At 72.8% G+C, this 21655-nt stretch carries 22 protein-coding genes; 13 read left to right on the top strand and 9 right to left on the bottom strand.

The genetic code is table 11. The features are described from left to right. Nucleotides 1–111: 111 nt before the first annotated feature. The 3 genes from gnd to ACLBYB_RS18800 all read left to right on the top strand — a co-directional run bounded on the left by gnd (nt 112) and on the right by ACLBYB_RS18800 (nt 2580). Nucleotides 112–1089, top strand: coding sequence for a phosphogluconate dehydrogenase (NAD(+)-dependent, decarboxylating) (gene gnd / locus ACLBYB_RS18810; protein WP_020094173.1), 978 nt, complete (start codon nt 112–114; stop codon nt 1087–1089). A gap of 55 nt (nt 1090–1144) precedes the next feature. Beyond that, nucleotides 1145–1870, top strand: a complete 726-nt coding sequence (gene pgl / locus ACLBYB_RS18805; protein ID WP_447699657.1) for a 6-phosphogluconolactonase — start codon at nt 1145–1147, stop codon at nt 1868–1870. A 188-nt stretch (nt 1871–2058) separates the two neighbouring features. Then, complete coding sequence (locus tag ACLBYB_RS18800; RefSeq protein WP_100252413.1) at nt 2059–2580, top strand: cysteine dioxygenase family protein; 522 nt, start codon at nt 2059–2061, stop codon at nt 2578–2580. 22 nt (nt 2581–2602) lie between these two features. On the opposite strand, the gene ACLBYB_RS18795 is transcribed toward ACLBYB_RS18800, so the two are convergent. Then, nucleotides 2603–3064: an Lrp/AsnC family transcriptional regulator gene (locus ACLBYB_RS18795; protein ID WP_012319278.1), complete on the bottom strand. Its 462-nt coding sequence runs from the start codon at nt 3062–3064 to the stop codon at nt 2603–2605. Between the two features lie 35 nt (nt 3065–3099). Further along, a complete protein-coding gene (locus tag ACLBYB_RS18790; RefSeq protein WP_447699656.1) occupies nt 3100–4224 on the bottom strand; it encodes a 2'-deoxycytidine 5'-triphosphate deaminase in 1125 nt (374 codons plus the stop codon). Between the two features lie 256 nt (nt 4225–4480). On the opposite strand from ACLBYB_RS18790, the gene apaG reads away from it, so the two are divergent. The 3 genes from apaG to speG are packed head-to-tail and all read left to right on the top strand — an operon-like array spanning nt 4481 to nt 6643. Next, nucleotides 4481–4873: a Co2+/Mg2+ efflux protein ApaG gene (gene apaG / locus ACLBYB_RS18785; RefSeq protein ID WP_012319280.1), complete on the top strand. Its 393-nt coding sequence runs from the start codon at nt 4481–4483 to the stop codon at nt 4871–4873. 34 nt (nt 4874–4907) lie between these two features. Continuing rightward, nucleotides 4908–6077 carry an acetylornithine deacetylase gene (gene argE / locus ACLBYB_RS18780; RefSeq protein ID WP_447699655.1) on the top strand — a complete coding sequence of 390 codons (1170 nt, stop codon included), beginning with the start codon at nt 4908–4910 and terminating at the stop codon, nt 6075–6077. Next, nucleotides 6074–6643 (top strand): spermidine N1-acetyltransferase, encoded by a 570-nt coding sequence (gene speG / locus ACLBYB_RS18775; RefSeq protein ID WP_056533992.1) that lies wholly within the window; start codon nt 6074–6076, stop codon nt 6641–6643. Before argE ends, speG begins: the two co-directional genes overlap by 4 nt. Nucleotides 6644–6734: 91 nt before the next feature. Here speG and ACLBYB_RS18770 read toward each other — a convergent pair whose 3' ends face one another. The 4 genes from ACLBYB_RS18770 to ACLBYB_RS18755 form a co-directional block, all read right to left on the bottom strand. After that, nucleotides 6735–7997, bottom strand: coding sequence for a hypothetical protein (locus ACLBYB_RS18770; RefSeq protein ID WP_447699654.1), 1263 nt, complete (start codon nt 7995–7997; stop codon nt 6735–6737). A 169-nt stretch (nt 7998–8166) separates the two neighbouring features. After that, complete coding sequence (locus ACLBYB_RS18765; protein WP_447699653.1) at nt 8167–9204, bottom strand: Hsp33 family molecular chaperone; 1038 nt, start codon at nt 9202–9204, stop codon at nt 8167–8169. 277 nt (nt 9205–9481) lie between these two features. Then, nucleotides 9482–10462 carry an ornithine carbamoyltransferase gene (argF, locus tag ACLBYB_RS18760; protein WP_447699652.1) on the bottom strand — a complete coding sequence of 327 codons (981 nt, stop codon included), beginning with the start codon at nt 10460–10462 and terminating at the stop codon, nt 9482–9484. 168 nt (nt 10463–10630) lie between these two features. Next, the gene (locus ACLBYB_RS18755) at nt 10631–11821 is read right to left on the bottom strand and encodes an aspartate aminotransferase family protein (protein ID WP_026605084.1); all 1191 of its coding nucleotides are present in this window, start codon (nt 11819–11821) and stop codon (nt 10631–10633) included. 327 nt (nt 11822–12148) lie between these two features. On the opposite strand from ACLBYB_RS18755, the gene ACLBYB_RS18750 reads away from it, so the two are divergent. The 6 genes from ACLBYB_RS18750 to ACLBYB_RS18725 all read left to right on the top strand — a co-directional run bounded on the left by ACLBYB_RS18750 (nt 12149) and on the right by ACLBYB_RS18725 (nt 17530). Then, a complete protein-coding gene (locus tag ACLBYB_RS18750) occupies nt 12149–12622 on the top strand; it encodes a RidA family protein (RefSeq protein WP_020094162.1) in 474 nt (157 codons plus the stop codon). Nucleotides 12623–12624: 2 nt separating this feature from the next. After that, nucleotides 12625–13374, top strand: a complete 750-nt coding sequence (locus ACLBYB_RS18745; protein WP_091927080.1) for a glycerophosphodiester phosphodiesterase family protein — start codon at nt 12625–12627, stop codon at nt 13372–13374. A gap of 42 nt (nt 13375–13416) precedes the next feature. Beyond that, nucleotides 13417–13851 carry a lysozyme inhibitor LprI family protein gene (locus ACLBYB_RS18740; RefSeq protein WP_447699651.1) on the top strand — a complete coding sequence of 145 codons (435 nt, stop codon included), beginning with the start codon at nt 13417–13419 and terminating at the stop codon, nt 13849–13851. Between the two features lie 177 nt (nt 13852–14028). Next, complete coding sequence (locus ACLBYB_RS18735) at nt 14029–15312, top strand: GNAT family N-acetyltransferase (protein ID WP_132367501.1); 1284 nt, start codon at nt 14029–14031, stop codon at nt 15310–15312. Continuing rightward, nucleotides 15309–16469 carry a M20 aminoacylase family protein gene (locus tag ACLBYB_RS18730; protein WP_056534002.1) on the top strand — a complete coding sequence of 387 codons (1161 nt, stop codon included), beginning with the start codon at nt 15309–15311 and terminating at the stop codon, nt 16467–16469. The genes ACLBYB_RS18735 and ACLBYB_RS18730 overlap by 4 nt, the downstream gene beginning before the upstream one ends. A gap of 470 nt (nt 16470–16939) precedes the next feature. Then, on the top strand, nt 16940–17530 hold the full coding sequence (locus ACLBYB_RS18725; protein ID WP_020094157.1) for a PAS domain-containing protein: 591 nt from the start codon (nt 16940–16942) through the stop codon (nt 17528–17530). Nucleotides 17531–17579: 49 nt separating this feature from the next. Here ACLBYB_RS18725 and ACLBYB_RS18720 read toward each other — a convergent pair whose 3' ends face one another. From ACLBYB_RS18720 to modC, 3 genes are all read right to left on the bottom strand, one after another. Further along, nucleotides 17580–19217, bottom strand: a complete 1638-nt coding sequence (locus ACLBYB_RS18720) for a TadG family pilus assembly protein (RefSeq protein ID WP_447699650.1) — start codon at nt 19215–19217, stop codon at nt 17580–17582. Then, nucleotides 19214–19591, bottom strand: coding sequence for a TadE/TadG family type IV pilus assembly protein (locus tag ACLBYB_RS18715; RefSeq protein WP_244539964.1), 378 nt, complete (start codon nt 19589–19591; stop codon nt 19214–19216). Before ACLBYB_RS18715 ends, ACLBYB_RS18720 begins: the two co-directional genes overlap by 4 nt. A gap of 241 nt (nt 19592–19832) precedes the next feature. Next, on the bottom strand, nt 19833–20936 hold the full coding sequence (gene modC / locus ACLBYB_RS18710) for a molybdenum ABC transporter ATP-binding protein (protein ID WP_447699649.1): 1104 nt from the start codon (nt 20934–20936) through the stop codon (nt 19833–19835). A gap of 62 nt (nt 20937–20998) precedes the next feature. Here modC and ACLBYB_RS18705 point away from each other — a divergent pair, with 62 nt between their 5' ends. Next, a complete protein-coding gene (locus ACLBYB_RS18705) occupies nt 20999–21655 on the top strand; it encodes a glutathione S-transferase (protein ID WP_020094153.1) in 657 nt (218 codons plus the stop codon).

Below are 21655 nucleotides of genomic sequence, written 5' to 3'. Positions count from 1 at the left end.
GGGGCTTCCCGGCCCGCCGCCGGTCCGCCGCGGCAGATCGCCTGTGACGACGGTGAAGCCGTAGGGGCCTGACCCTCGCCGCGCGGGGGCAATCGGTAAGGAAGGGCAGCAATGCAACTCGGCATGATCGGCCTCGGCCGGATGGGCGGCAACATCGTCCGGCGTCTCCTGCGCGACGGGCACACAGCCGTGGTGTTCGACCAGAACCCGGCGGCCGTCGCCGCCCTGGTCGAGGCCGGTGCGGTCGGCGCGTCGAGCCTGGAGGACCTGGTCTCAAAGCTCGAGGTGCCGCGCGCGGCCTGGGTGATGCTGCCGGCCGGGGCGATCACCGAGCAGACCGTCCAGGCGCTCTCGGGGCTGATGCAGGCGGACGACTGCATCATCGACGGCGGCAACTCCTTCTACGGCGACGATGTCCGCCGCGGGGCCGCCCTGAAGGAGAAGGGCCTGCACTACGTGGATGTCGGCACTTCGGGCGGCGTCTGGGGCCTGGAGCGCGGCTACTGCATGATGATCGGCGGGGACAAGGAAGCCGTCGACCGCCTCGACCCGATCTTCAAGACCCTGGCGCCCGGCATCGGCGACATCCCGAAGACGCCGAACCGCGAGGGGCGCGACCCCCGCGCCGAGCAGGGCTACATTCACGCGGGCCCGACCGGCGCCGGCCACTTCGTCAAGATGGTCCATAACGGCATCGAGTACGGCCTGATGCAGGCCTACGCGGAGGGCTTCGACATCCTCCGCCACGCCAACGCGTCCGACCTGCCGGCCGAGCGCCGCTTCGATCTCAACATGGGCGACATCGCCGAGGTCTGGCGCCGCGGCAGCGTCGTCTCGTCCTGGCTGCTCGACCTGACCGCCCAGGCACTCGCGGGCGACGAGCAGCTCACCGACTTCTCCGGCTACGTCGAGGATTCGGGCGAGGGCCGCTGGACCATCAACGCCGCCGTCGAGGAGGGCGTCCCGGCGACGGTGCTCTCCGCCGCGCTCTACCGCCGCTTCCGCTCCCGCGAGCACGCGAGCTACGCCGACAAGCTGCTCTCGGCGATGCGCAAGGGCTTCGGCGGCCACCAGGAGCCGAAGGGCTGAGCGGGACGCCCGCAGGCCGACCTGTCCGACCCCCGAAGCCGCAGGGCCCGAACCCATGAGCCTTCCCGTCGGAACCCACGTCCTGAAGGATCCGGAGGCGGTCGCCCGCGAGGCGGCCGAGCGGATCATCGTGGACTGCGGCGAGAGCCGGTCCGACCGGATCGCGCTCTGCCTCTCGGGCGGCTCGACGCCCAAGGTGCTGTACGGCCTGCTGGCCGGGCCGGACTACGCGGCCCGGGTGCCGTGGGAGCGGATCCACTGGTTCTTCGGCGATGACCGCGCCGTGCCGTGGGACGATCCGCGCAGCAATGTCCGGATGGTTCGGGAGGCGTTCGGGCACGGGTCCCGGATCCCGCCGACGCATCTCCACTTCATCCCGTCGGACGAAGGCCCGGAGGCGGGCGCCCGCGCCTACGAGCGGACGCTCCTCGACTTCTACGGGGCCGAGCACCTCGACCCGGCCCGGCCGCTCTTCGACCTCGTGCTGCTCGGCCTCGGCGAGGACGGCCACACCGCCTCGCTGTTTCCCGGCAAACCCGGCGTCGACGAGACCCGGCGGCTCGTCGTCGCCGTGCCGGAGGCCGGGCTGGAGCCGTTCGTTCCGCGGATCAGCCTGACCCTGCCGGCGCTCGCGTCCTCCCGGCACGTGCTGTTCCTCGTCACCGGGGCCGGCAAGCGGGCCCCGCTGGCCCGGCTGGCCGCCGGCGAGACCCTGCCGGCCGGCCGCGTGACCAGCGCGGGCGCCGTGGCGTGGCTGCTCGACGAGGCCGCGACCGGCTGAGCCCGCCGCGCCGGCATCAGCCGCGCGGGAATGATCGGGCGCGCGCAACACCATTTCCTGCCGAGGCGTCTCCGGGCAATGGCATTGCCACCGCGCGCGAGATCACGCTCGAGAACGCAACCCGTCATCGCCAGCCTCTGGGTATCCTTCGTGCAGCCTCGTGAAAGGGCACCGAAGGAGACCTGCCGATGCCGCAGACCACCACCCCGACCGACGTCGAGGCGATGCTGGCGAACCTCGCGCGCTCCGCGAGCCGCTCGCCGGAAGCCTATCTGGCCTCGGCCCGGGCGACCCTGGTGCGCCTGCTGGCCCAGCCGGATCTGCTCGACCCGTCGCGGCTGGTCGGCCGGGGGCCCGGCCTGAGCCGGAATCTCCTGTTCGGCACCGAGGCGATCAGCGTCTGGGCCATGGTCTGGGCGCCCGGCACGGTCACGCCGGTCCACGACCACCACTGCTCGTGCTGCTTCGGCCTGCTGCGCGGCAGCCTCCGGGAGACGTGGTATCGCCCGATCAGCGAGACCCACGCGGTGGCGACCATGGACGCCGTCCGCGAGCCCGGCTTCGTCGCCTGCATGATGCCCACGGGGCCGAACCTGCACCGGATCGCCAATGACGGGCCGGAGGCGGCCGTCTCGATCCACGTCTACGGCTACGACCACCGGGCGCAGGATTCGTCGATCCATCGGACCTACGCGGTGGCGGCGGGCTGAGCCCCGCCTCGGCGCGGTCGGGTCACGCCACGTAGATCGTCGGGACGGCGGTCGTGTACTTCATCTCCTCCATGGCGATGGAGGAGGACAGGTTCGAGAAGTCGAGCTTGGCGATGAGGCGCTGGTAGACCGCGTCGTAGGCCTCGATATCGGGCACCACGATCCGCAGCAGGTAGTCGATCTCGCCGGTCAGGCGCCACGCCTCGACGATCTCCGGGAAGCCGGCGACCACCCGCCGGAACGCGTCCGACCAGTCGGCGGCGTGGCGCGGCGCCTTCACGGCCACGAACACCGTGGTCGGGACGTTGACCTTGCGGCGGTCCACCAGGGCGACCCGGCGGCGGATCACCCCGGAGGCCTCCAGCTTCTTCACCCGCCGCCAGCACGGCGCCGCGCTGATGCCGACCTGTTCGGCGAGTTCGGCCACCGGGAGCGTCGCGTCCTGCTGGAGGAGATCGAGGATCTTCCGGTCCACGGCGTCCATGCGATCGATGCTCCCTTCGGCGCGTCCGGGCCGGACTACAGGGCGAAGTGCTTCGAGAGCTTGAGCCCCTGGGCCTGGTAGTTCGAGCCGGCCCCCGCCCCGTAGAGCGTCTCCGGCAGGTCGAGCATCCGCTCGTAGACGAGGCGGCCGACGATCTGCCCGTCCTCCAGAAGGAAGGGCACGTCGCGGGAGCGGACCTCCAGCACGGCCCGCGCGCCCGCCCCGCCGGCCCCGGCATAGCCGAAGCCCGGGTCGAAGAAGCCCGCGTAGTGGACGCGGAACTCGCCCACGAGGGGATCGAACGGCACCATCTCGGCGGCGTGGTCCGGCGGGACCTGCACCGCCTCCTTGGAGGCCAGGATGTAGAACTGGCCGGGATCGAGGATCAGGCTGCCCGATCCGTCGGCGGCGAGGGGCTCCCAGAAATCCGCCGCCCGGTGGCGGCCGGGGGCGTCGACGTCGACGAGGCCGGTGTGGCGCTTGGCCCGGTAGCCGACGAGGCCGTCGAAGCCGGCGAGGTCGACCGAGACCGCCACGCCGCCCTGGAAGGACGGGCTGCCGGCGTCGACCAGGGCCGAGCGGGCGTGCAGCAGGCCGAGCTCGGCCTCGGTCAGCCGCGGCGCCCCGCGGCGGAAGCGGATCTGCGACAGCCGCGAGCCGCTGCGCACGAGGACCGGGAAGGTGCGCGGCGAGATCTCCGCGTAGAGCGGCCCGTCGTAGCCGGGCTCGACCTGGTCGAAGGCCTCGCCCCGGTCGGTGATGACGCGGGTGAAGACGTCGATGCGCCCGGTCGAGCTCTTCGGGTTCGCGGCCGCCGCGAGATCGGCCGGCAGGGTGAGGCTCTCCTGAAGCTCCGCGATGTAGACGCAGCCCGTCTCCAGGACGGCGCCCGGGCGCAGGTCCACGGCGTGCAGCGACAGCCGGTCGACGCAGGCCTGGACCGTCCGTCCCGAGCCGGGCAGGAAGCTCGTTCGCACCCGGTAGGCCCTGGCGCCCAGGCGCAGGTCGAGGCTCGCGGGCTGGATCTGATCGGCCGCGAAGGGGCTCGCATTCCGGATGCCGCCCGCCCGCGCGAGGGCGGCGATCGCCTGGGCCGGCAGGATGCCGGATCGGCCGTCCGCGCTCGACTCGGCGGCTCCCGTGGCTGCGCCCGCGTTCATCGCGCCCCTGACTCCCTCGCGCGCCCCGGCCGGTCCGCGTCACGCCGAGCAGCGTTGTCCGCCGGGACCCGCTAACGCGGGCTTAACCGCGTCCGGAGGCCTCGCGAGGCCGGCGCCGCGACCGGCGGCCCGCCGCGCCGCGCGAGGTAGTCCGCCGCAATTGACGGCGATTCCGCCGCCCACTACCACCGGCCGGGAAGCGCGTTCCATTCGGCTTCAGCGAGTCGTACCGTCCGAAGAAGGGCCAATTAGGGCGATGTACAAGGCCGAGACGCGGGGAATAAGTGTGACGGTCCAGTCTCGTTTCGTCGAGGAGGAGTCCTCGCCGACCGAGAGCCGGTACTTCTTCGCCTACACGGTCGAGATCGTGAACAACGGCAGCGAGCAGGTCCAGCTGCGCTCGCGCCACTGGCGGATCATCGACGGGCACGGGGCCTGCCAGGAAGTGCGCGGCACCGGCGTGGTCGGCAAGCAGCCGGTGCTGGAGCCGGGCGAGTCCTTCTGCTACACCAGCGGCTGTCCGCTCAACACGCCCGACGGGTTGATGGCCGGCAGCTACACCATGGCGACGGTGGCCGGCGAGAGCTTCGAGGCCGAGATCCCCGCCTTCTCCCTCGACAGCCCGCACGTCCGCCGCAGCCTGCACTGAGGTCCCGGCCCGGGGCCTCGCCCCGGAGGAATCCATGTCCGCGACCGGCGAGCGGCTGAGCCCGCTCGACATGCTCGCCCGCCTCGTGTCCTTCGACACGGAGAGCGACAAGTCCAACCTCGCCCTGATCGACGCCGTCTGCGCCTATCTCGACGGCTGGGACGTCCCGTACCTGCGCCTCCCGAACGCGGCGGGCGACAAGGCCGCCATCCTCGCCACGGTCGGCCCGATGGTCGACGGCGGCACCGTCCTGTCCGGCCACACCGACGTGGTGCCGGTGGCGGGCCAAGCCTGGACCGGCGACCCGTTCACCCTGCGCGTCGCCGACGGCCGGGCCTACGGACGGGGCGCGGTCGACATGAAGGGCTTCGACGCGCTGGCCCTGGCGCTCGTGCCCGACATGCTCGCCGCCGGCCTGAAGCGGCCGATCCACATCCTGCTCTCCTACGACGAGGAGACGACCTGCCTCGGCTCGATGGACGGGATCGCGCGGTTCGGCGACGGCCTGCCCCGGCCGGCCGCGGTGATCGTCGGCGAGCCCACCGGGATGGAGGTGGCGGACGCCCACAAGAGCATCGTCACCTGCCTCACCACGGTCCACGGCCACGAGGCCCATTCCGCCCGCCCCGCTCTCGGCGCGAACGCCGTGTCGGCCGCTTGCGACCTCGTCGCCGGCCTCAACCGGATCGCCGACCTGATGATCGAGCGCGGCGACCCGTCCGGGCGGTTCGACCCGGCCTCGACCACGGTCCATGTCGGGACGATCCAGGGTGGCACCGCCCGCAACATCCTCGCCAAGGAGTGCCGCTTCCTCTGGGAGTATCGCGGCCTGCCGGATCTCGACCCGGCCGAGATCCCGCGGCTCTTCGCGGCCGAGGTCGAGCGGGTCACCCGCGAGCGCCTCAACCGCTACGGCGCGTTCGGGCGGATCGAGACGCTGGAGGAGGTCGACATCCCCGGCCTCGCCCCGGAGCCGGGCTCGGCGGCCGAGCGCCTCTGCCTGCGCCTCGCCGGACGCAACCACACCGTCGCGGTCCCCTACGCCACCGAGGCCGGGCGCTTCCAGGCGGCCGGTCTCCCGACGGTGGTCTGCGGCCCCGGCGACATCGCCCAGGCGCACCAGCCGGACGAGTTCATCACCCTCGACGCCCTGGGCCAGGGTGAGCACTTCCTGCGCGAGCTGATCGAGGCCAGTGCGTCATGAATGCGGTGACCGGTATCACCATCAAGCTGCGTCCGCTGGAGCGGGAGGACCTGCGCTTCGTCCACCAGCTCAACAACAACGACAGCATCATGCGCTACTGGTTCGAGGAGGCCTACGAGTCCTTCGCCGAACTGCAGCAGCTCTACGAGCGCAACATCCACAACCAGACCGAGCGGCGCTTCATCGTGGCCGATCCGAGCGGGGAGCCGGCCGGGCTGATCGAGCTCGTCGAGATCAACCACCTGCACCGGCGCTGCGAGTTCCAGATCGCGATCCACCCGAGCTTCCAGGGCCGCGGCTACGCGTGGCAGGCCACCCGGATCGCCATGGATTACGCGTTCAGCGTGCTCAACATCCACAAGCTCTACCTGCACGTCGACCGGGACAACGCCCGGGCCGTGCGGATCTACGAGCGCTGCGGCTTCCACCCCGAGGGCGTGCTGAAGGACGAGTTCTTCGTGAACGGGCGCTACCGCGACGCCGTGCGGATGTGCCTGTTCCAGCCGGACTACCTGAGAGCCCGCGGCGGAGGCGGCGACATCGCGGAGCCCGTCCTGAAGGTCTGAACCGGGTCTCGCCCGCCGCCGGCGGGCGGCGGACGAGCTCGAAACGACGCGGGGGCGGAGCCCGTCGGCCCCGCCCCCGCGCTCACGCCGCTCAGTTGCGGCCGGCACCGCCCGTCTGGCCGCCGGCCCGGCCGGCACCCTGGGCGCCGCCCATGGCGCCGTTGCCGCCCGCGCTGCCGCCACTCATGCCGCCGCGCTCCGCGCCGCCCGTCCGGCCGCCCTCGGCGCCGGCCTTCATGCCGCCCTGCTGGCCGCCGCGGTCCGAGGCGTTGCGGATGCCGTCCTGCTGGCCGCCGCGCATGTCGCTGTTGCGCATGCCGTCGTTCTTGCCTTCCTGCTGACGGGAGGCCTTGTCCATCCCGCGATCCTGGCCGCGGTCGTTCCGGTCCATCCGGCCTTCGTTGCGGCCCTCGTTCCGCGACGCGTTGCGGATGCCGTCGCGCCCGCCGCGGTTGTCGAAGCGCGCGCCGGCGCGCTGCTCGGAGCGGAAGCTCGCGCTGACCGCACCGCCGCCGCTCAGGCGCCGGTACTCGGCGGAGCCGTAGCGCACCCGCTGGCCGCGGATCGTCACGAAGCGGTCCTCCTGGACGGAGACGAGGCGGCGGTACTCGGGGGAGCCGTACACCACGCGCTGGCCGCGGATGACGACGTAGCGCTCGCGCGGGCCGGTCTCGCGGACGCTGACCAGGCGGCGGTACTCGGGCGAGCCGTAGAGCACGCGCTGGCCGCGGATGACGACGTAGCGCGCGCGCGGGCCGCGATTCTCGGTGACGATCAGGCGGCGATACTCCGGCGAGCCGTACACGACCCGGCGGCCGCCGATGAACACGTAGCGGCCCTCGCGGCGGAAGCCGCCCTCGACCCGCTCGGACCGGACGTCCGTCCGGCTCACGTCGGTCCGGCCGCGGAAATCGGTCCGGTCGGCGCGGCGGTCACCGCGGCGGTCACCGCGATCGGCACGCGCGCCGTCGCGATCCCCGCGCTCGTCGCGGTCGGCGCGATCACCGCGGCGGTCGCCCCGCTCGGCGCCGGCCCGGTCCTTGTCCTGAGCCATGCGATCCTGGGCCATGCGATCCTGACCCGTGCGGCCCTCGCCGCCGGCCTCGCGGCCCTGCGCGGACCGGCCTGCCTCGGCACCGGAGCGCTCGGACGCCGCCTGGCGGCCGCCCTTCATGTCACCTTGCATGCCACCCTGCATGCCGCCGCGCTCGCCGCCGCCGGCCTTCATGCCGGATTCGGCGCCACCCTGACCGCCGCGACCGCCCATCCCGGCGCCGCGATCGGCGCCACCCTGCTGGGCGTAGGCCGAGGTGCTGATCAGCAGCGCGGCCAATCCGATCGACAATTTCCGCATGGCGTACCCTCCAATGTTGAATCTGCGACGCAACGTCAAAGGTCGCGAAACGGTTCAGCCTGGAGGGCTCAAAAATTTACGCAACGAATACCGATCTTCGTGCGTTTCGCGCGAAAAAGCTTGGCCGTAGACGCGGACATGCTGGTCCGCCGGCCCGCTGTCCTGCGCTCTACTGGCTCGGCTGTCCGGCGATCTCGGCCTCGACCTCCTGAGGGTCGAGGTCGTAGCGCCGGGAGCAGAACTCGCAGGTGATGACGATGCGCCCGTCATCCGCCACCATGTCGTGCCGCTCCTGCGGGGTGAACGAGCGGATCATGCCCATCACGCGCTCCCGCGAGCAGCGGCAGGTCTCCTGGACCGGCTGGCGGTCGAACACCCGCACACCGCGCTCGTGGAACAGCCGGTAGAGCAGCCGCTCGCTCGACACGTTCGGGTCGACCAGCTCGTGATCCTCGATGGTCGCGACCAGCGAGCGGGCCTCGACCCAGGCATCGTCCTCCGGCGCGTCCCCCGAGAGGTGCGCGTGGCCCTCCGGGATATCGCCCGGGGGCAGGTCGGCGAGGCGCGCCCGGTCCACCGACTGGGGCAGGAACTGCACGAGCAGGCCGCCGGCCCGCCAGCGCCCGGCCCCCTCCTCCACGGCCTCGGCCACGGCGAGTCGCACCTGCGTGGGGATCTGCTCCGACTGGCGGAAATACTGGTGCGCGGCCTCCTCCAGGCTCTGGCCCTCGAGGGCGACGACGCCCTGGTAGCGGCTCGCCGCTGTGCCCTGGTCGATGGTCATGGCGAGGTGACCGGTGCCGATCAGCTCGGCATCCTTGAGCGGGCCGGTCCCGAGGGCCGCGACCCGCTCCGGCTCGAACCGCGCGGTGGCGCGCAGCCGGTCCGGGGCCTCGAAATCGACCACGATCATCGCGACCGGACCGTCGGTCTTGGTCTGGAGCTGGAACCGGCCCTCGAACTTGAGCGAGGAGCCGAGCAGCACCGTCAGCGCCGCGGCCTCGCCGAGGAGGCGCGCCACCGGGTCCGGGTAGCCGTGGCGGCGCAGGATCGTGTCGACGGCCGGGCCGAGCCGGACGACGCGGCCGCGGACGTCCAGCGCCTCGACGGCGAAGGGCAGGACGGCGTCGTCCGCGCCGGCATGGCCGTTGCCGGCATTCTGGGGCTGGGATGGCGACTGGGGGTGCGACTGCGTTCCTGAGGTCATGCCCTCTCCGATCGATGCGTCCGGCGGCGCGTGCCGGCAAAGCGGGGATCCGTCCTCCCGGGGGCCGGGCGGCGTGAGGCGATGACCTTGGCGGAGCGATCGGATCCCTCACCCCGTCCAGCCCGGAGCGGGAGCGGCGGCGCAGCGCGCTCCGTTCGTCGCCGGGATGCCGCCTTCCGGCGGCCGTGATGGGGAGACGGGCAGCACGGGCCGCCCGCTCACGCCTATATGGTGCGCCGACCCCGCGAGCGCGAGGCCGGACAGTATGAGTGCGGGATCAGAGCCCGCTGGCGCCGAGACACCAGGCCAGGATGCCCTTCTGCGCGTGCAGGCGGTTCTCGGCCTCGTCGAACACCACGGAGCGCGGGCCGTCCATCACCTCGGCCGTCACCTCCTCGCCGCGGTGGGCCGGGAGGCAGTGCATGAAGATCGCGCCCGGATTGGCCGCCGCCATCAGCTTGTCGTTGACCTGATAGGGGCTGAGCAGGTTGTGGCGGTGCGCCTCGTCGTCGTCGCCCATCGACACCCAGCAATCGGTGACGACGGCATCGACGCCGTCCACCGCCGCGAAGGCGTCGGTGGTGACGTGGACGTCGGCGCCCTCCTGCTGCGCCCAGGCGAGGAGCGCCGGCGGCGGTGCGAGCTCCGGCGGGCTCGCGATGTTCAGGGTGAAGTCGAACCGGGCGGCGGCGTGGACCCAGCTCGCCAGCACGTTGTTCGAATCGCCCGACCACGCGACCTTGCGGCCGCGGATCGGCCCGCGATGCTCCTCGAAGGTCAGTACGTCGGCCATGATCTGGCACGGGTGGGAGACCTTGGTCAGAGCGTTGATCACCGGGACGGTGGCGTACTCGGCCAGCTCCAGCATCTGACCGTGGTCGAGGATGCGGATCATGATCGCGTCGACGAAGCGCGAGAGCACCTGCGCGGTGTCGCCGATGGTCTCGCCGCGGCCGAGCTGCATCTCGGAGCCGGTGAGCATCAGGGTCTCGCCGCCGAGCTCGCGCATCGCCACGTCGAAGGAGACGCGGGTGCGGGTCGAGGGCCGGTCGAACACCATGGCCAGGGTCTTGCCGGTGAGCGGGCGCTCGGCCGCCAACTCGCCCTTGCGGCGGCGCGCCTTGATGGCGGCGCTGGCATCGAGGACCCGGCGCAGCTCCGCACCGGAGAAATCCTTGAGGTCGAGGAAATGACGAGGGCCGGCACCGTTCAGGTGCCTGGCCGGGGGCTGTGCCCGGCCGTCAATCTGGGCTTTCATCGCGTCACAATCACTAGAGTCTGCTCACCGATCACCTGATCATGAACCGCACTCTACCTCCTGGCAGGGGCATCTCCGTCACGCGCGGCGGGATCGACCGCGCCCGGAAATGCTTCGGGCCGCCCTCCGGGGTCCGGGGGGCGGTGTTCTCAATCGCGCGGATCGATCCTACTCGGCCGCGCCGCGCACGGCCTCGAAGCCGGACGCCGCCGCGTCCAGGCGGCGGACCGCCTCGTCGATCTCGGCCTCGCCGATGGTCAGCGGCGGCAGCAGGCGGACGATGTTGTCGCCCGCCGGGATCACCAGCAGGTGCGCGTCCCGCGCGGCGGCGGCGAAGTCGGTGTTCGGCACGCCGAGCTTGAGGCCGAGCATCAGCCCCTCGCCGCGAATCTCCTGGATGACGTGCGGGTGGCGGTCGCGCAGGGCCGCGAGCTTCTGCTTGAGCAGCAGGCCGGAGCGGGCGACGCGCGCGAGGAAGCCCTCCTCCAGCACGACGTCCAGCACGGCGTTGCCCACCGCCATGGCGAGCGGGTTGCCGCCGAAGGTGGTGCCGTGCGTGCCGGCCGTCATGCCGCGCGCGGCCTCGCGGGTCGCGAGGCAGGCGCCCAGCGGGAAGCCGCCGCCGATGCCCTTGGCCACGCTCATGATGTCCGGGGTGATGCCGGACCATTCGTGCGCGAACAGCCGCCCGGTGCGGCCGACGCCGGTCTGGACCTCGTCCATGATCAGGAGGAGGCCGTTGGCGTCGCAGATCTCGCGCAGCCGGCGCAGGTCCGCGTGGGGGATCTCCCGCACGCCGCCCTCGCCCTGGATCGGCTCGATCATCAGCGCCGCCGTCTCCGGCCCGATCACCGCCTCCAGCGCCGCCCAGTCGCCGGCCGGGACCTGGTCGAAGCCCTCGACCTTCGGACCGAAGCCCTCGATGTACTTCTGCTGGCCGCCGGCCGCGAGCGTCGCCAGCGTCCGCCCGTGGAAGGCGCCCGCGAAGGTGACGATCCGGTAGCGCTCCGGCTGCCCGCCGGCCGCGTGGTACTTGCGGGCGATCTTGATCGCCGCCTCGTTCGCCTCGGCGCCCGAGTTGCAGAAGAACACCACGTCCGCGAAGGTCGCGTCGACGAGGCGCTGCCCGAGGCGCTCGCCGCCCGGGATCTGAAACAGGTTCGAGGTGTGCCAGATCTTGCCCGCCTGCTCGGTCAGCGCGCCGACGAGGTGCGGGTGCGCGTGGCCGAGGCCGTTCACCGCGATGCCGGCGCCGAAGTCGAGATATCGCTCCCCACCCTCCGTCACGAGCCAGGCGCCCTCGCCGCGCTCGAAAGCGAGCGGCGCGCGGACGTAGGTCGGCAGAAGGGCTGACGTCACGGGTCCCATCTCCGTTTCACGCAGGATCCCGGAGCGAGCGTTGAGCCGGCTCCAAATGAAAGTGCCGCCTCAGTCCTGGGCGGCACGCGCGCGATTACTATGAAAGAGCCGGCGCCTGTCAACGTTTCAGTGCCCGGCAGGCCCGACGGGCAGCCCTGCGCGCGGCACCGATAGAGCAGATCCTGACGGCAAATCTGCGGCGGTCCCGTCCCGGATCACCGGAGAATCGCGGGACCGCGATCTCGGCCTTCGCGGCGGCGGCCCTTGCGCCGCGGGGGGCGGCCGTGCTCCTGCTCCCGCGGATTCGCAGGAACCTGGGAGAACCCGATGAGCTCGATCAAGGAACGCCTGGCGGCGCTGGGCCTGACGCTGCCGAAGGCGGCGGCGCCGGTCGCCAACTATGTGCCGTTCGTGCGCGCCGGCAACCTCGTGGTGATCTCCGGCCAGGTCTGCTTCGGCGCGGACGGCGCCATCGCGGCCGAGCACAAGGGCAAGGTCGGCGGCAACGTCTCGGCCGAGGCCGGCAAGGCGGCCGCGCGCCTCTGCGCCCTCAACGTGCTCGCCCAGCTCGAGGCCGCGGTGGGCGACCTCGACCGCGCGGTGGTCCAGTGCGTGCGGCTCGGCGGCTTCATCAACGCGGCGCCGGGCTTCTCGGCCGTGGCCGGGGTGATGAACGGCGCCTCCGACCTGATGGTCGAGCTCCTCGCCGACCGCGGGCGCCACGCGCGCTCCACCGTCGGCGTGGCCGAGTTGCCCCTCGACGCCGCCGTCGAGGTCGAGGCGATGTTCGAGGTCCGCTGACGGTGGCCGCCCCCGACTGGCTCACCGCGCGGCCGATCGCCCATCGCGGCCTGCACGACCGCGCGGCGGGCCGGCCGGAGAACACGCTGGCGGCGGCCCGGGCGGCCGTCGCGGGCGGCTTCGCCATCGAGTGCGACGTCCAGCTCAGCGCCGACGGCGAGGCGATGGTCTTCCACGACGCCGCGCTCGGGCGCCTGACCGGGGCGAGCGCGGCTCTGGCCGACCGGTCGGCCGCCGAACTCGGGACGCTCGCCGTCGCCGGGTCCGCGGAGACGATCCCGACGCTGCCGGCCTTCCTGGCGGCGGTGGCCGGGGCGGTGCCGGTGGTGATCGAGGTGAAGTCCCGCTACGACGGCGACCTGCGGCTCGCGACCCGCGCCGCCGAAGTGGCCGCCGCCTATGACGGGCCGGTGGCGCTGAAATCCTTCGACCCGCAGGTGGTCGCGGCCCTGCGCGACCTCTGCCCCGCCGCGATCCCGCGGGGCATCGTGGCGGAGACGACGCAGGACGACCCGGTCTACGCGGCGCTGACCCCCTCGCTCCGCCGGTCCCTCTCCGACCTGCTGCACCTCGCCGAGACGCGGCCCGACTTCCTGTCCTGGCGGGTGGACGACCTGCCCTGCGCGCCGACCTACCTCTGCCGGCTGCTCGGTCAGATCCCCGTCATGACCTGGACGGTCCGGAATGCGGAGCAGCGCGCCCGCGCGGCCGCGCACGCGGACCAGATGGTGTTCGAGGGCTTCGTCCCGTAAATTTTCCTACGCCCTGTCCGATTCTGTCCGACCAAGATCGCCATGACCGCTTCGAGTGACGCGCGCGCCCGCTTCGCGCGGCTCTGCGGGGGCCTCGCCCTCGCCGCGACCCTGCTCTCCCCGGCGCCCGCTTCGGCGGCCGACCCGTGCGCGGGCACGACCCAGGCGGATCTCAACGCCTGCGCGGCTGCCGATTACCGGGCCGCCGACACGGCGCTGAACGCCGTCTACGGGCAGCTGACGAAGAAGATCGGCCCGAAGACGAAGGACGCCCTGCGGGGCGCCCAGAAGGCCTGGCTGTCGTACCGGGACGCGACCTGCTTCCTCGAGACCATGGGCCTCGACGGGGGCTCGGCCTACGCGATGGAGTACAACGGCTGCCTGAAGGGGTTGACCGACGCGCGGATCAAGGTCCTGAAGGGTTACCTCGACTGCAAGGCGGACGACGTGTCGTGCGTCGGCCGCCTCGGCGAGTGAGCGCGGGCCGCGACGGCGCCGTCCGGTTCGGAGCGCGCGCGCGTCGCCGCGCGCCGTCCTGGAGGCCGCGCGAAGGCGCGGGGCGGGTGACGTCGGCGGCCGTCTGACAACGCTGCCATGGTCGCCGCGCGCATCCGCCCGCTTGCCCCCGGCCGGTCAGGGGCTAGAGTCCGGCCCATGAAGCAAGCACCCGGGCCGACGCCGGAGACCGCCGCACTGACCGTGCGGGCGCTTCCCGGATTGAAGGAGATCGGCGCGGCGGAATGGGATGCCTGCGCCTTCTCGCCCGAGACCCTGGCGGCGGGCGACGAGACCCACAACCCCTTCCTGTCGCACGCTTTCCTGTCGGCGCTGGAGGATTCGGGCTGCGTCTCGCGCAGGACCGGCTGGCTGCCGCTCCACGTCTCGGTCGAGCGCGACGGCGTCCGCCTCGGCGTCGCGCCCTGCTACCTGAAATCGCACAGCCAGGGCGAGTACGTCTTCGACCACGGCTGGGCCGACGCCTACGAGCGGGCCGGCGGCGCCTACTACCCCAAGCTCCAGGTCAGCGTGCCGTTCACGCCGGTGACCGGGCCGCGCTTCCTGATCGCGCCGGGGGCCGATCCCGACGAGGCCACGGCCGGCCTCGTCGCGGGCCTGCGGGCCCTGCGGGGCGAGACCAAGGCCTCCTCGATCCACGTCACCTTCATGCGCGAGTCGGAGTGGGAGCGGGCCGGCGCGGCCGGCTTCCTGCAGCGCACCGACCAGCAATTCCACTGGCAGAACGACGGCTACGCGACCTTCGACGACTTCCTGTCCGCCCTCGCCTCCCGCAAGCGCAAGACCATCCGCAAGGAGCGCCGCGACGCCCTGGCGCCGGGCATCACCGTGGAGCACCTGACCGGCGCGGCCATCACCGAGGCCCACTGGGACGCGTTCTACGCCTTTTACATGGACACGGGCTCGCGGAAGTGGGGGCGGCCCTACCTCAACCGCCGGTTCTTCTCGCTCCTGTCCGAGCGCATGGCCGACCGGGTGCTCCTCGTGATGGCGAAGCGCGGGGACGCCTACATCGCGGGGGCGATCAACCTCATCGGCGATACCGCGCTCTACGGGCGCAACTGGGGCTGCATCGAGGACCACCCCTTCCTGCATTTCGAGATCTGCTACTATCAGGCGATCGACTTCGCGATCGCCCGGGGCCTGAAGCGGGTCGAGGCGGGTGCCCAGGGCGAGCACAAGCTCGCCCGCGGCTACCGGCCGGTCCTGATGCACTCGGCCCACGACATCGCCGACCCGGCGCTGCGCCGCGCGGTGGCCGATTACTTGCAGCGGGAGCGCGCCCACGTCGCCGAGGCGGTCGACGTCCTCGACACGCTGACGCCGTTCCGGCGCGCGGACGCGGGCGACGCCTGCGCGGGCGCGACACCGTCCCGAACCGCGTCGTCCACCACCTCCCCCCCCGAGAGTTCCGAGCCATGAGCCCGATCGACCGCATCAAGACCTACGCCGACGAGCTGACGGCCCTGCGCCGCGACCTGCACGCCCATCCGGAGCTCGGCTTCGAGGAGGTCCGGACGGCCGGCATCGTGGCCGACCTCCTCGAGACGTTCGGCTGCGAGGTGCATCGCGGCGTCGGCGGCACCGGGGTGGTGGGCCTGCTCAAGGGCCGCACCGACAACGGCAAGCGCATCGGCCTGCGCGCCGACATGGACGCCCTGCCCATCGAGGAGGAGACCAACCTCCCCTACCGCTCGACCTACGCGGGCAAGATGCACGCCTGCGGCCATGACGGGCACACGACCATGCTGGTGGGCGCGGCGCGCTACCTCGCCGAGACCCGCGATTTCGACGGCACCGCGGTGTTCGTGTTCCAGCCGGCCGAGGAGGGCCGCGGCGGCGCCCGGGCCATGCTGAAGGACGGCCTGTTCGAGCGCTTCCCCTGCGACGAGATCTACGGCCTGCACAACCAGCCCGGCGGCGGCCACGGCATGATCAAGCTCCGGCCGGGGCCGATCATGGCGGCGGCGGACTTCTTCGACATCCACATCCGCGGCAAGGGCATCCACGCCGCCCAGCCGCACCGGGGCGTCGACCCGATCATCATCGCCACCGGCCTCGCCCAGGCGCTCCAGTCGATCGTGTCGCGCAACGCCGACCCGCTGAAGTCCATCGTGCTGTCGATCACCCGGATCGAGGCGGGCTCCGCCTACAACGTGATCCCCGAGACGGCCCATCTCGCCGGCACGATCCGCACCTTCGACAAGGAGATCCGGGCGCTCGCCGGAACCCGCATGCGCGAGCTGGCGGCCGGCTTCGGCGCGGCCTACGGCGCCGAGGTCACGGTCGACCTGCAGGACGTGTTCTCCGTCCTGGAGAACGCCCCCGCGCAGGCGGCCGCCGCCACGGAGGTCGCCACCGAGCTCCTGGGCGCCGACAAGGTCGAGTCGAACGTCGTGCCCAAGATGGGCAGCGAGGACTTCGCCGACATGACCATGGCGGTCCCCGGCGCCTATGTCTGGCTCGGCGCCAATCCGGGGCCCGGCCTGCACAATGCCGGCTACAACTTCGACGACTCGATCATCCCGATCGGCAGCGCCTTCCTGGCGCGGATGGTCGAGCGCCGCACCGCGGCCTGACGCCGGGCGCCGTGCCCGCCCTCCGGGACTTTCCGGATGGCGGGCGATGTCGCCGCGCGAGCCCGTCCGGCCGTCGACAGCGCGGCCGGCCGGTGCGAATCCTGACGGAACTCGCCCGCGAGCCAACGCGGGCCGCGAAGGGAGGGCGCCATGTCACCGGAGATGCGGGAATCGCGCGCGGCGCTCATCCTGCTCGCCGCCTCGGTGGGGGCGGTCCTGATTTTCGGCGCCTTCACGCTGCTCACGCAGCTCGGCTGAGGCGCGACCGCGATTGCAACCTGAGCGGGTCGATCCCGGCCCCGATCGGCGCGGCCCGGCGGCCCGACGATCGGGATTCCGCCGTCCGCGCAGGGGAATGCCGTTGATGCTTCACGGGCTATCGAGTTGAGTTAACTGCTCATTAATTCCATCAACGGTTGTATGTCTCCGACGAAGGCGGGCACGGTGCGCGCTGGAACCGGAGTTCGCCCATGATGGCCGACGCAATCCAGGGCCCCCGCCCTCGGCCGGTCGACCTCTCGGCCGCCCTCGACGCCTCCGGGATCATCGGCGCGTGGTCGTGGTCGCCGCGCGCCGAGCGGTGCGTCCTCGATGCCGGCGCCGCCGAGGTGCTGGCCGGGGATGCCGGGCTCGCCGGGCGCCCCCTCCCGCTCTCGGTCGCCAAGGCCTGCGTCCATCCCGAGGATCGGCCGGCCGTGGTGCGGCAGTTCAAGGCTCTGCGCGAGCGCGGCGGCCTGTTCGTGGCCGAGTACCGGACGCTGTCGCCCTCGGGGCAGGTCCGCCGGATCCTCGATCGCGGCCGGATCCCGCCGGGCGCGTCGAGCCGGCGCCTCGGGCACGGTGTCATCATCGACGTGACCGACGAGCCGTCGGCGACGCGCGCGATGCCCGAGCCCGCGGACGCGCTCACCCAGGCGGTCGACCGCGCTCTCGAATGCCGCGACGCCCTGGAGGGGGTGGCGGATTCCGAGCTTCAACTCCTGATCGACATGCTGCTGCTGCACCTCGGACGGCGCATCGCCAAGGCCTCCACGACCGGTGCGCGCCGCGGCGGCCACTGAGCGGGGCTGCCGCGTCCTGTCGGGGCTCTGCCGGGCCGTCCGGCCCGGCTCACTGCACCAGGACGGCCTGGTTGCAGAGGGTGCCGTCGACCTCGAGGTCGGCGTAGCCCAGACGCAGGCCGAGGCTGCGCAGGACGGTGTCGAGCACGAGGTCGACACCCGGCGTCACGGTGCCCAGGGCGGTCGTCAGGGTCGACTGGATCAGCGGCGGCACGCCGACATCGCCGACGCTCAGCACGAGATTGCGCAGCAGGCTGCCGGTGAGCGACTGGGTCAGGTTGCCCGAGGCGACCGTGCGCACCGTGTGGTTGGCGATGTCCGCGTCCGAGAACACGAGGGTCTGCGACCCGGTGCCGAGCGTCGCCAGGGCGCGCCCGGAGACGGTGATCCCGAGCACCGTGACCAGGGGCGCGGGCTGCGACAGGTCGGGGCTCGCGCTGCCCCCGTTGATTGCGGTGCGCGGCACCTGCGCGATCGCCAGCGTCGCCAGTCCCGTCTGCGCGTCGAGGGTGACCTTGCGTCCGCCGGACCCGGCGCAGCTGAGCGACCGCAGGGTCGCCTGCGCCGGTGCCACCTCCGCGTAGACCGGCAGGGTGATGGTTCCGAGCCCGAGCGCCGTGACGGTGGTCTCGATCAGCAGCCGGGTCTGCGCCGTCTGCACGGTGGCGTTCCGGCTGCCCGGCCGGACCCAGCCGGAGCTGCGCTTGCGCTCTCCGATCGCCAGGGTCAGGCGGGTCGAGAGCAGGCCGGGCACCGTGGCTCCGAGATCGATCGCCACCTGATTCTGGCCGTTCGCCAGGGAGGCGGCCGCGCCCAGCAGGTTCAGCACGTTGAGCGAGGGGCCGGCGAAGCCCCGCGGCGGCGCCAGCGCGGCGGCGTCGCCGAGCCCGTCCACCTGGCCGATCGCGACGAGGTTTCCGGCATTCGGCAGGGCGTTGAGGATCCCCGACAGGGCCGACACCGCGCTGCCGTTGTCCGCCGCGGCGACCCGGAGCGCCATCAGCATCTGACCGACGCTGGCATTCGCCTGAACGATGTCGGTGTAGTTCGCGGCCTGCATGTTGAGGCTCGCCCCGAGGGCGTCGAGGACGCGCAGCCCGTCGACGCGGGCGCTGGCCAGGGCATCGTAGTCGCTGACGCTGAGCGACAGCTTGGCGCCGAGCAGCGCGCCGAGCAGGGCGTTGGCGATGCCGCCGTCGAGCTTCAGCGTGCCGGACCCGATCGTGAAGGCGGCGAATTGCGCGCTCGCGGCGGTGCCGGTCACCCGCAGCGGCACCGCGGCGGGCAGGCCGATCGCCCGGCCGAAGGTCACCGGGACCGAGGTCGCGAGGCCGACCCGCACCGCGTTCGCCGGGCTGCCGCCGGCGCTGAACCGGCCGCCCGGGGCGACGCCCTTGGTGCTCGCGTCGTAGCTGCCGGGCGCGACCGTGGCGGTCGCCGCGCCGTAGCCGTTGTCGCCGAGGGAGCGGCGGGCGACCGTGTCGGCCTGGCTCGGATCGACGGCCGCCAGCATGGCGGCGATGTCCACCGCCCCCTGCGCCTTGCGCCGCGCCTGGAAGACCAGGCCGAGATCGATCCCGACCGCGCCCGCCCCCATCAGCATCGCGCTGCCGAGCGCCACCAGGATCGCGACGTTGCCGCCGCGCGCGGCCCCGAAGCGGCGCAGGCGCCCGCCCCGGCCGGTCACAGGCCGCCCTTCCGGACGCTGACGGTGCTGCGCAGCACGGTCGGGAGCATCGGCAGCAGGCGCGCGAAGGCGTTGATGCCGAGCGTGTTGGCGTCGAGGGTGACGGTGACCGTGTACACCGTCGCGTCGCTGGGATCCGGCCCGACCTGCACGACGATGCTGCCCGGCCGGAACATCGCGCCGGCGCTCAGGCTCCGGTTCACCATGGACTGGGCGAGGTTCGCGCGCTCGGCATCCGTGACGCCGGCCACGGAGGCGCGGGCCGCCTCGGCGGCGATCTGGCGGAGGTTGTGGGCGGCGCCGAGGCAGATCCCGAACACCGCGATCCCGGCGAAGAGCAGGAACAGCACGGGCGCCACGAGGGCGAACTCCACCGCGGAACTGCCGCGCCGGCAGGTCCACCCGTTCGGCGCACTCCGCCGGCGCAAGCGCCGCATGCCCATCGCATCGCCCTCCGCGACTCGCGCAGCACGACCACTGCACGATCCATCGTGGCGGCGATGTTCTAACTAATGGTTGTTTTAATGCTCAATTTTACAACCAAAGCGAGTGGTCTGCGCCGCGGGTGCGCCTCCCGGGCTCGACCGGCTCGTCGCACCGAGCCGCGTCGCGGTCTCAGATCGCCCGCGGCGGCCGCAGCAGGCCGATCCCCGCCGGATCGAAGGACGCGCTCTTGACGATGGCGTGGACCTCGCGCCCCGGGGCGAGGCCGAGTTCGCGGACGGCCGCGCCGGTCACGCGCGCCACGAGACGGGCGCCGTTGCAGTCGATCTCCACCGCCGTCTCGGCGCCCGCGGCCGTCAGGCCGCAGATCCGGCCGGCCAGCACGTTGCGGGCGCTGAGGCCGCGGGGAGGCTCGGTGGCGACGAGCACGTCGCGGGCGGGGATGCGCACCCGCAGCCGCGTCCCGGCCGGGCGCGACAGGCCCGGCACCAACAGGCTCCCGGCGGCGCCCGTCAGGCGCGTGAGCCCGGTGGCGGCGTCGAGGGCCTCGACGACCATGTCGAGGAGCGCGCCGGCCTCGGCCTCGTGGATCGGCACGAGATCGGCGCGGCGCAGGATCGTCTCCGCGGGGCCGGCGGCGGCCACCCGCCCGGCCTCCAGCACGATCACCGTGTTGGCGAGCCGGGCCACCTCGGAGACGGCGTGGCTGACGTAGAGGATCGGCACGCCGGCCTCGTCGCGCAGGCGCTCGATGTAGGGAAGGATCTCGGCCTTGCGGGCCTCGTCCAGGGCCGCGAGGGGCTCGTCCATCAGCAGGAGGCGCGGCCTCGCCAGCAACGCTCGGCCGATCGCCACCCGCTGGCGCTCGCCGCCCGAGAGACCGGCGGGCCGCCGGTCGAGGAGATGGTCGATGCCGAGCATGTCGGTCACGGCCGCGAAGGCCGCCGGGTCGGCGCGGCGCCGCGCGAAGACCCGGCCGTAGCCGAGATTGGTCCGGACGCTGAGATGCGGGAACAGCCGCGCGTCCTGGAACACCACGCCGACCTGGCGCCGGTGCGACGGCAGCACCAGGCCGGACGCGGTGTCGACCCACGGGGTGCCGCCGACGACGATCCGGCCCCGGTCCGGCCGCGCGAGGCCGGCGATCAGGTCGATCAGCGTGGTCTTCCCCGAGCCCGAGCGCCCGAACAGGGCGGTCAGCCCCGGCCCGGCCTTGAAGGCGGCCGCGAGCGCGAAGGTGCCGCGCCGGAGCTGAACGTCGACCTGGATGCTCACGCGGACAGACTCGCGTAACAGGAGCCCCGGCGCGTCCCGGCGCCGGCCCGGACTTGCCCGCGATGATCACGGTCCACCACCTCGAGAACAGCCGCTCGCAGCGCGTGCTCTGGCTGCTGGAGGAACTGGAGCTGCCCTACCGCGTGATCCGCCACGCCCGCGACCCGCGGACCCTGCGCGCGCCCGCCGAGCTCCTGGCCGTCCACCCGCTGGGCAAGGCGCCGGTGATCACCGACGGCGGGACGGTGGTCGCCGAGACCGGCGCGATCGTCGCCTACCTGACGGATCTGGCCGGCGCGCGGCTGGTGCCCGTACCCGGGACGGAGGAGCGGCGGCGCTACGTCTACTGGTCGCACTACGCCGAGGGCTCGGCGATGCCGCCGCTGCTGCTGAAGCTGGTCTTCGGGCGGCTGGCGCCGGGCAGTCCCTGGCCGCTGCGGCCCCTCGTCCGGCGGATCGCCGACACGGTGCTGCGGGGCTTCGTCGATCCGGACCTGCGCCGGCACGCGGCCTTCTGGGAGACGGAACTCGCCGGCCGCCCGTATTTCTGCGGCGCCGATTTCACCGCGGCCGACATCCTGATGAGCTTCCCGCTGGAGGCCTTCGCGGCGCGCGGCACGGGCGCGGGCCCGCGCGTCGCGGACTGGCTCGCGCGCATCCACGCCCGTCCGGCCTACCAGAGGGCGCTGCAGCAGGGCGGACCCTACGCGTATGCCTGA

This window comes from Methylobacterium sp. D54C, assembly GCF_053345595.1.
Note: the sequence above shows the minus strand (reverse complement) of the source record. Positions and strands in the feature narration are given on the sequence as shown.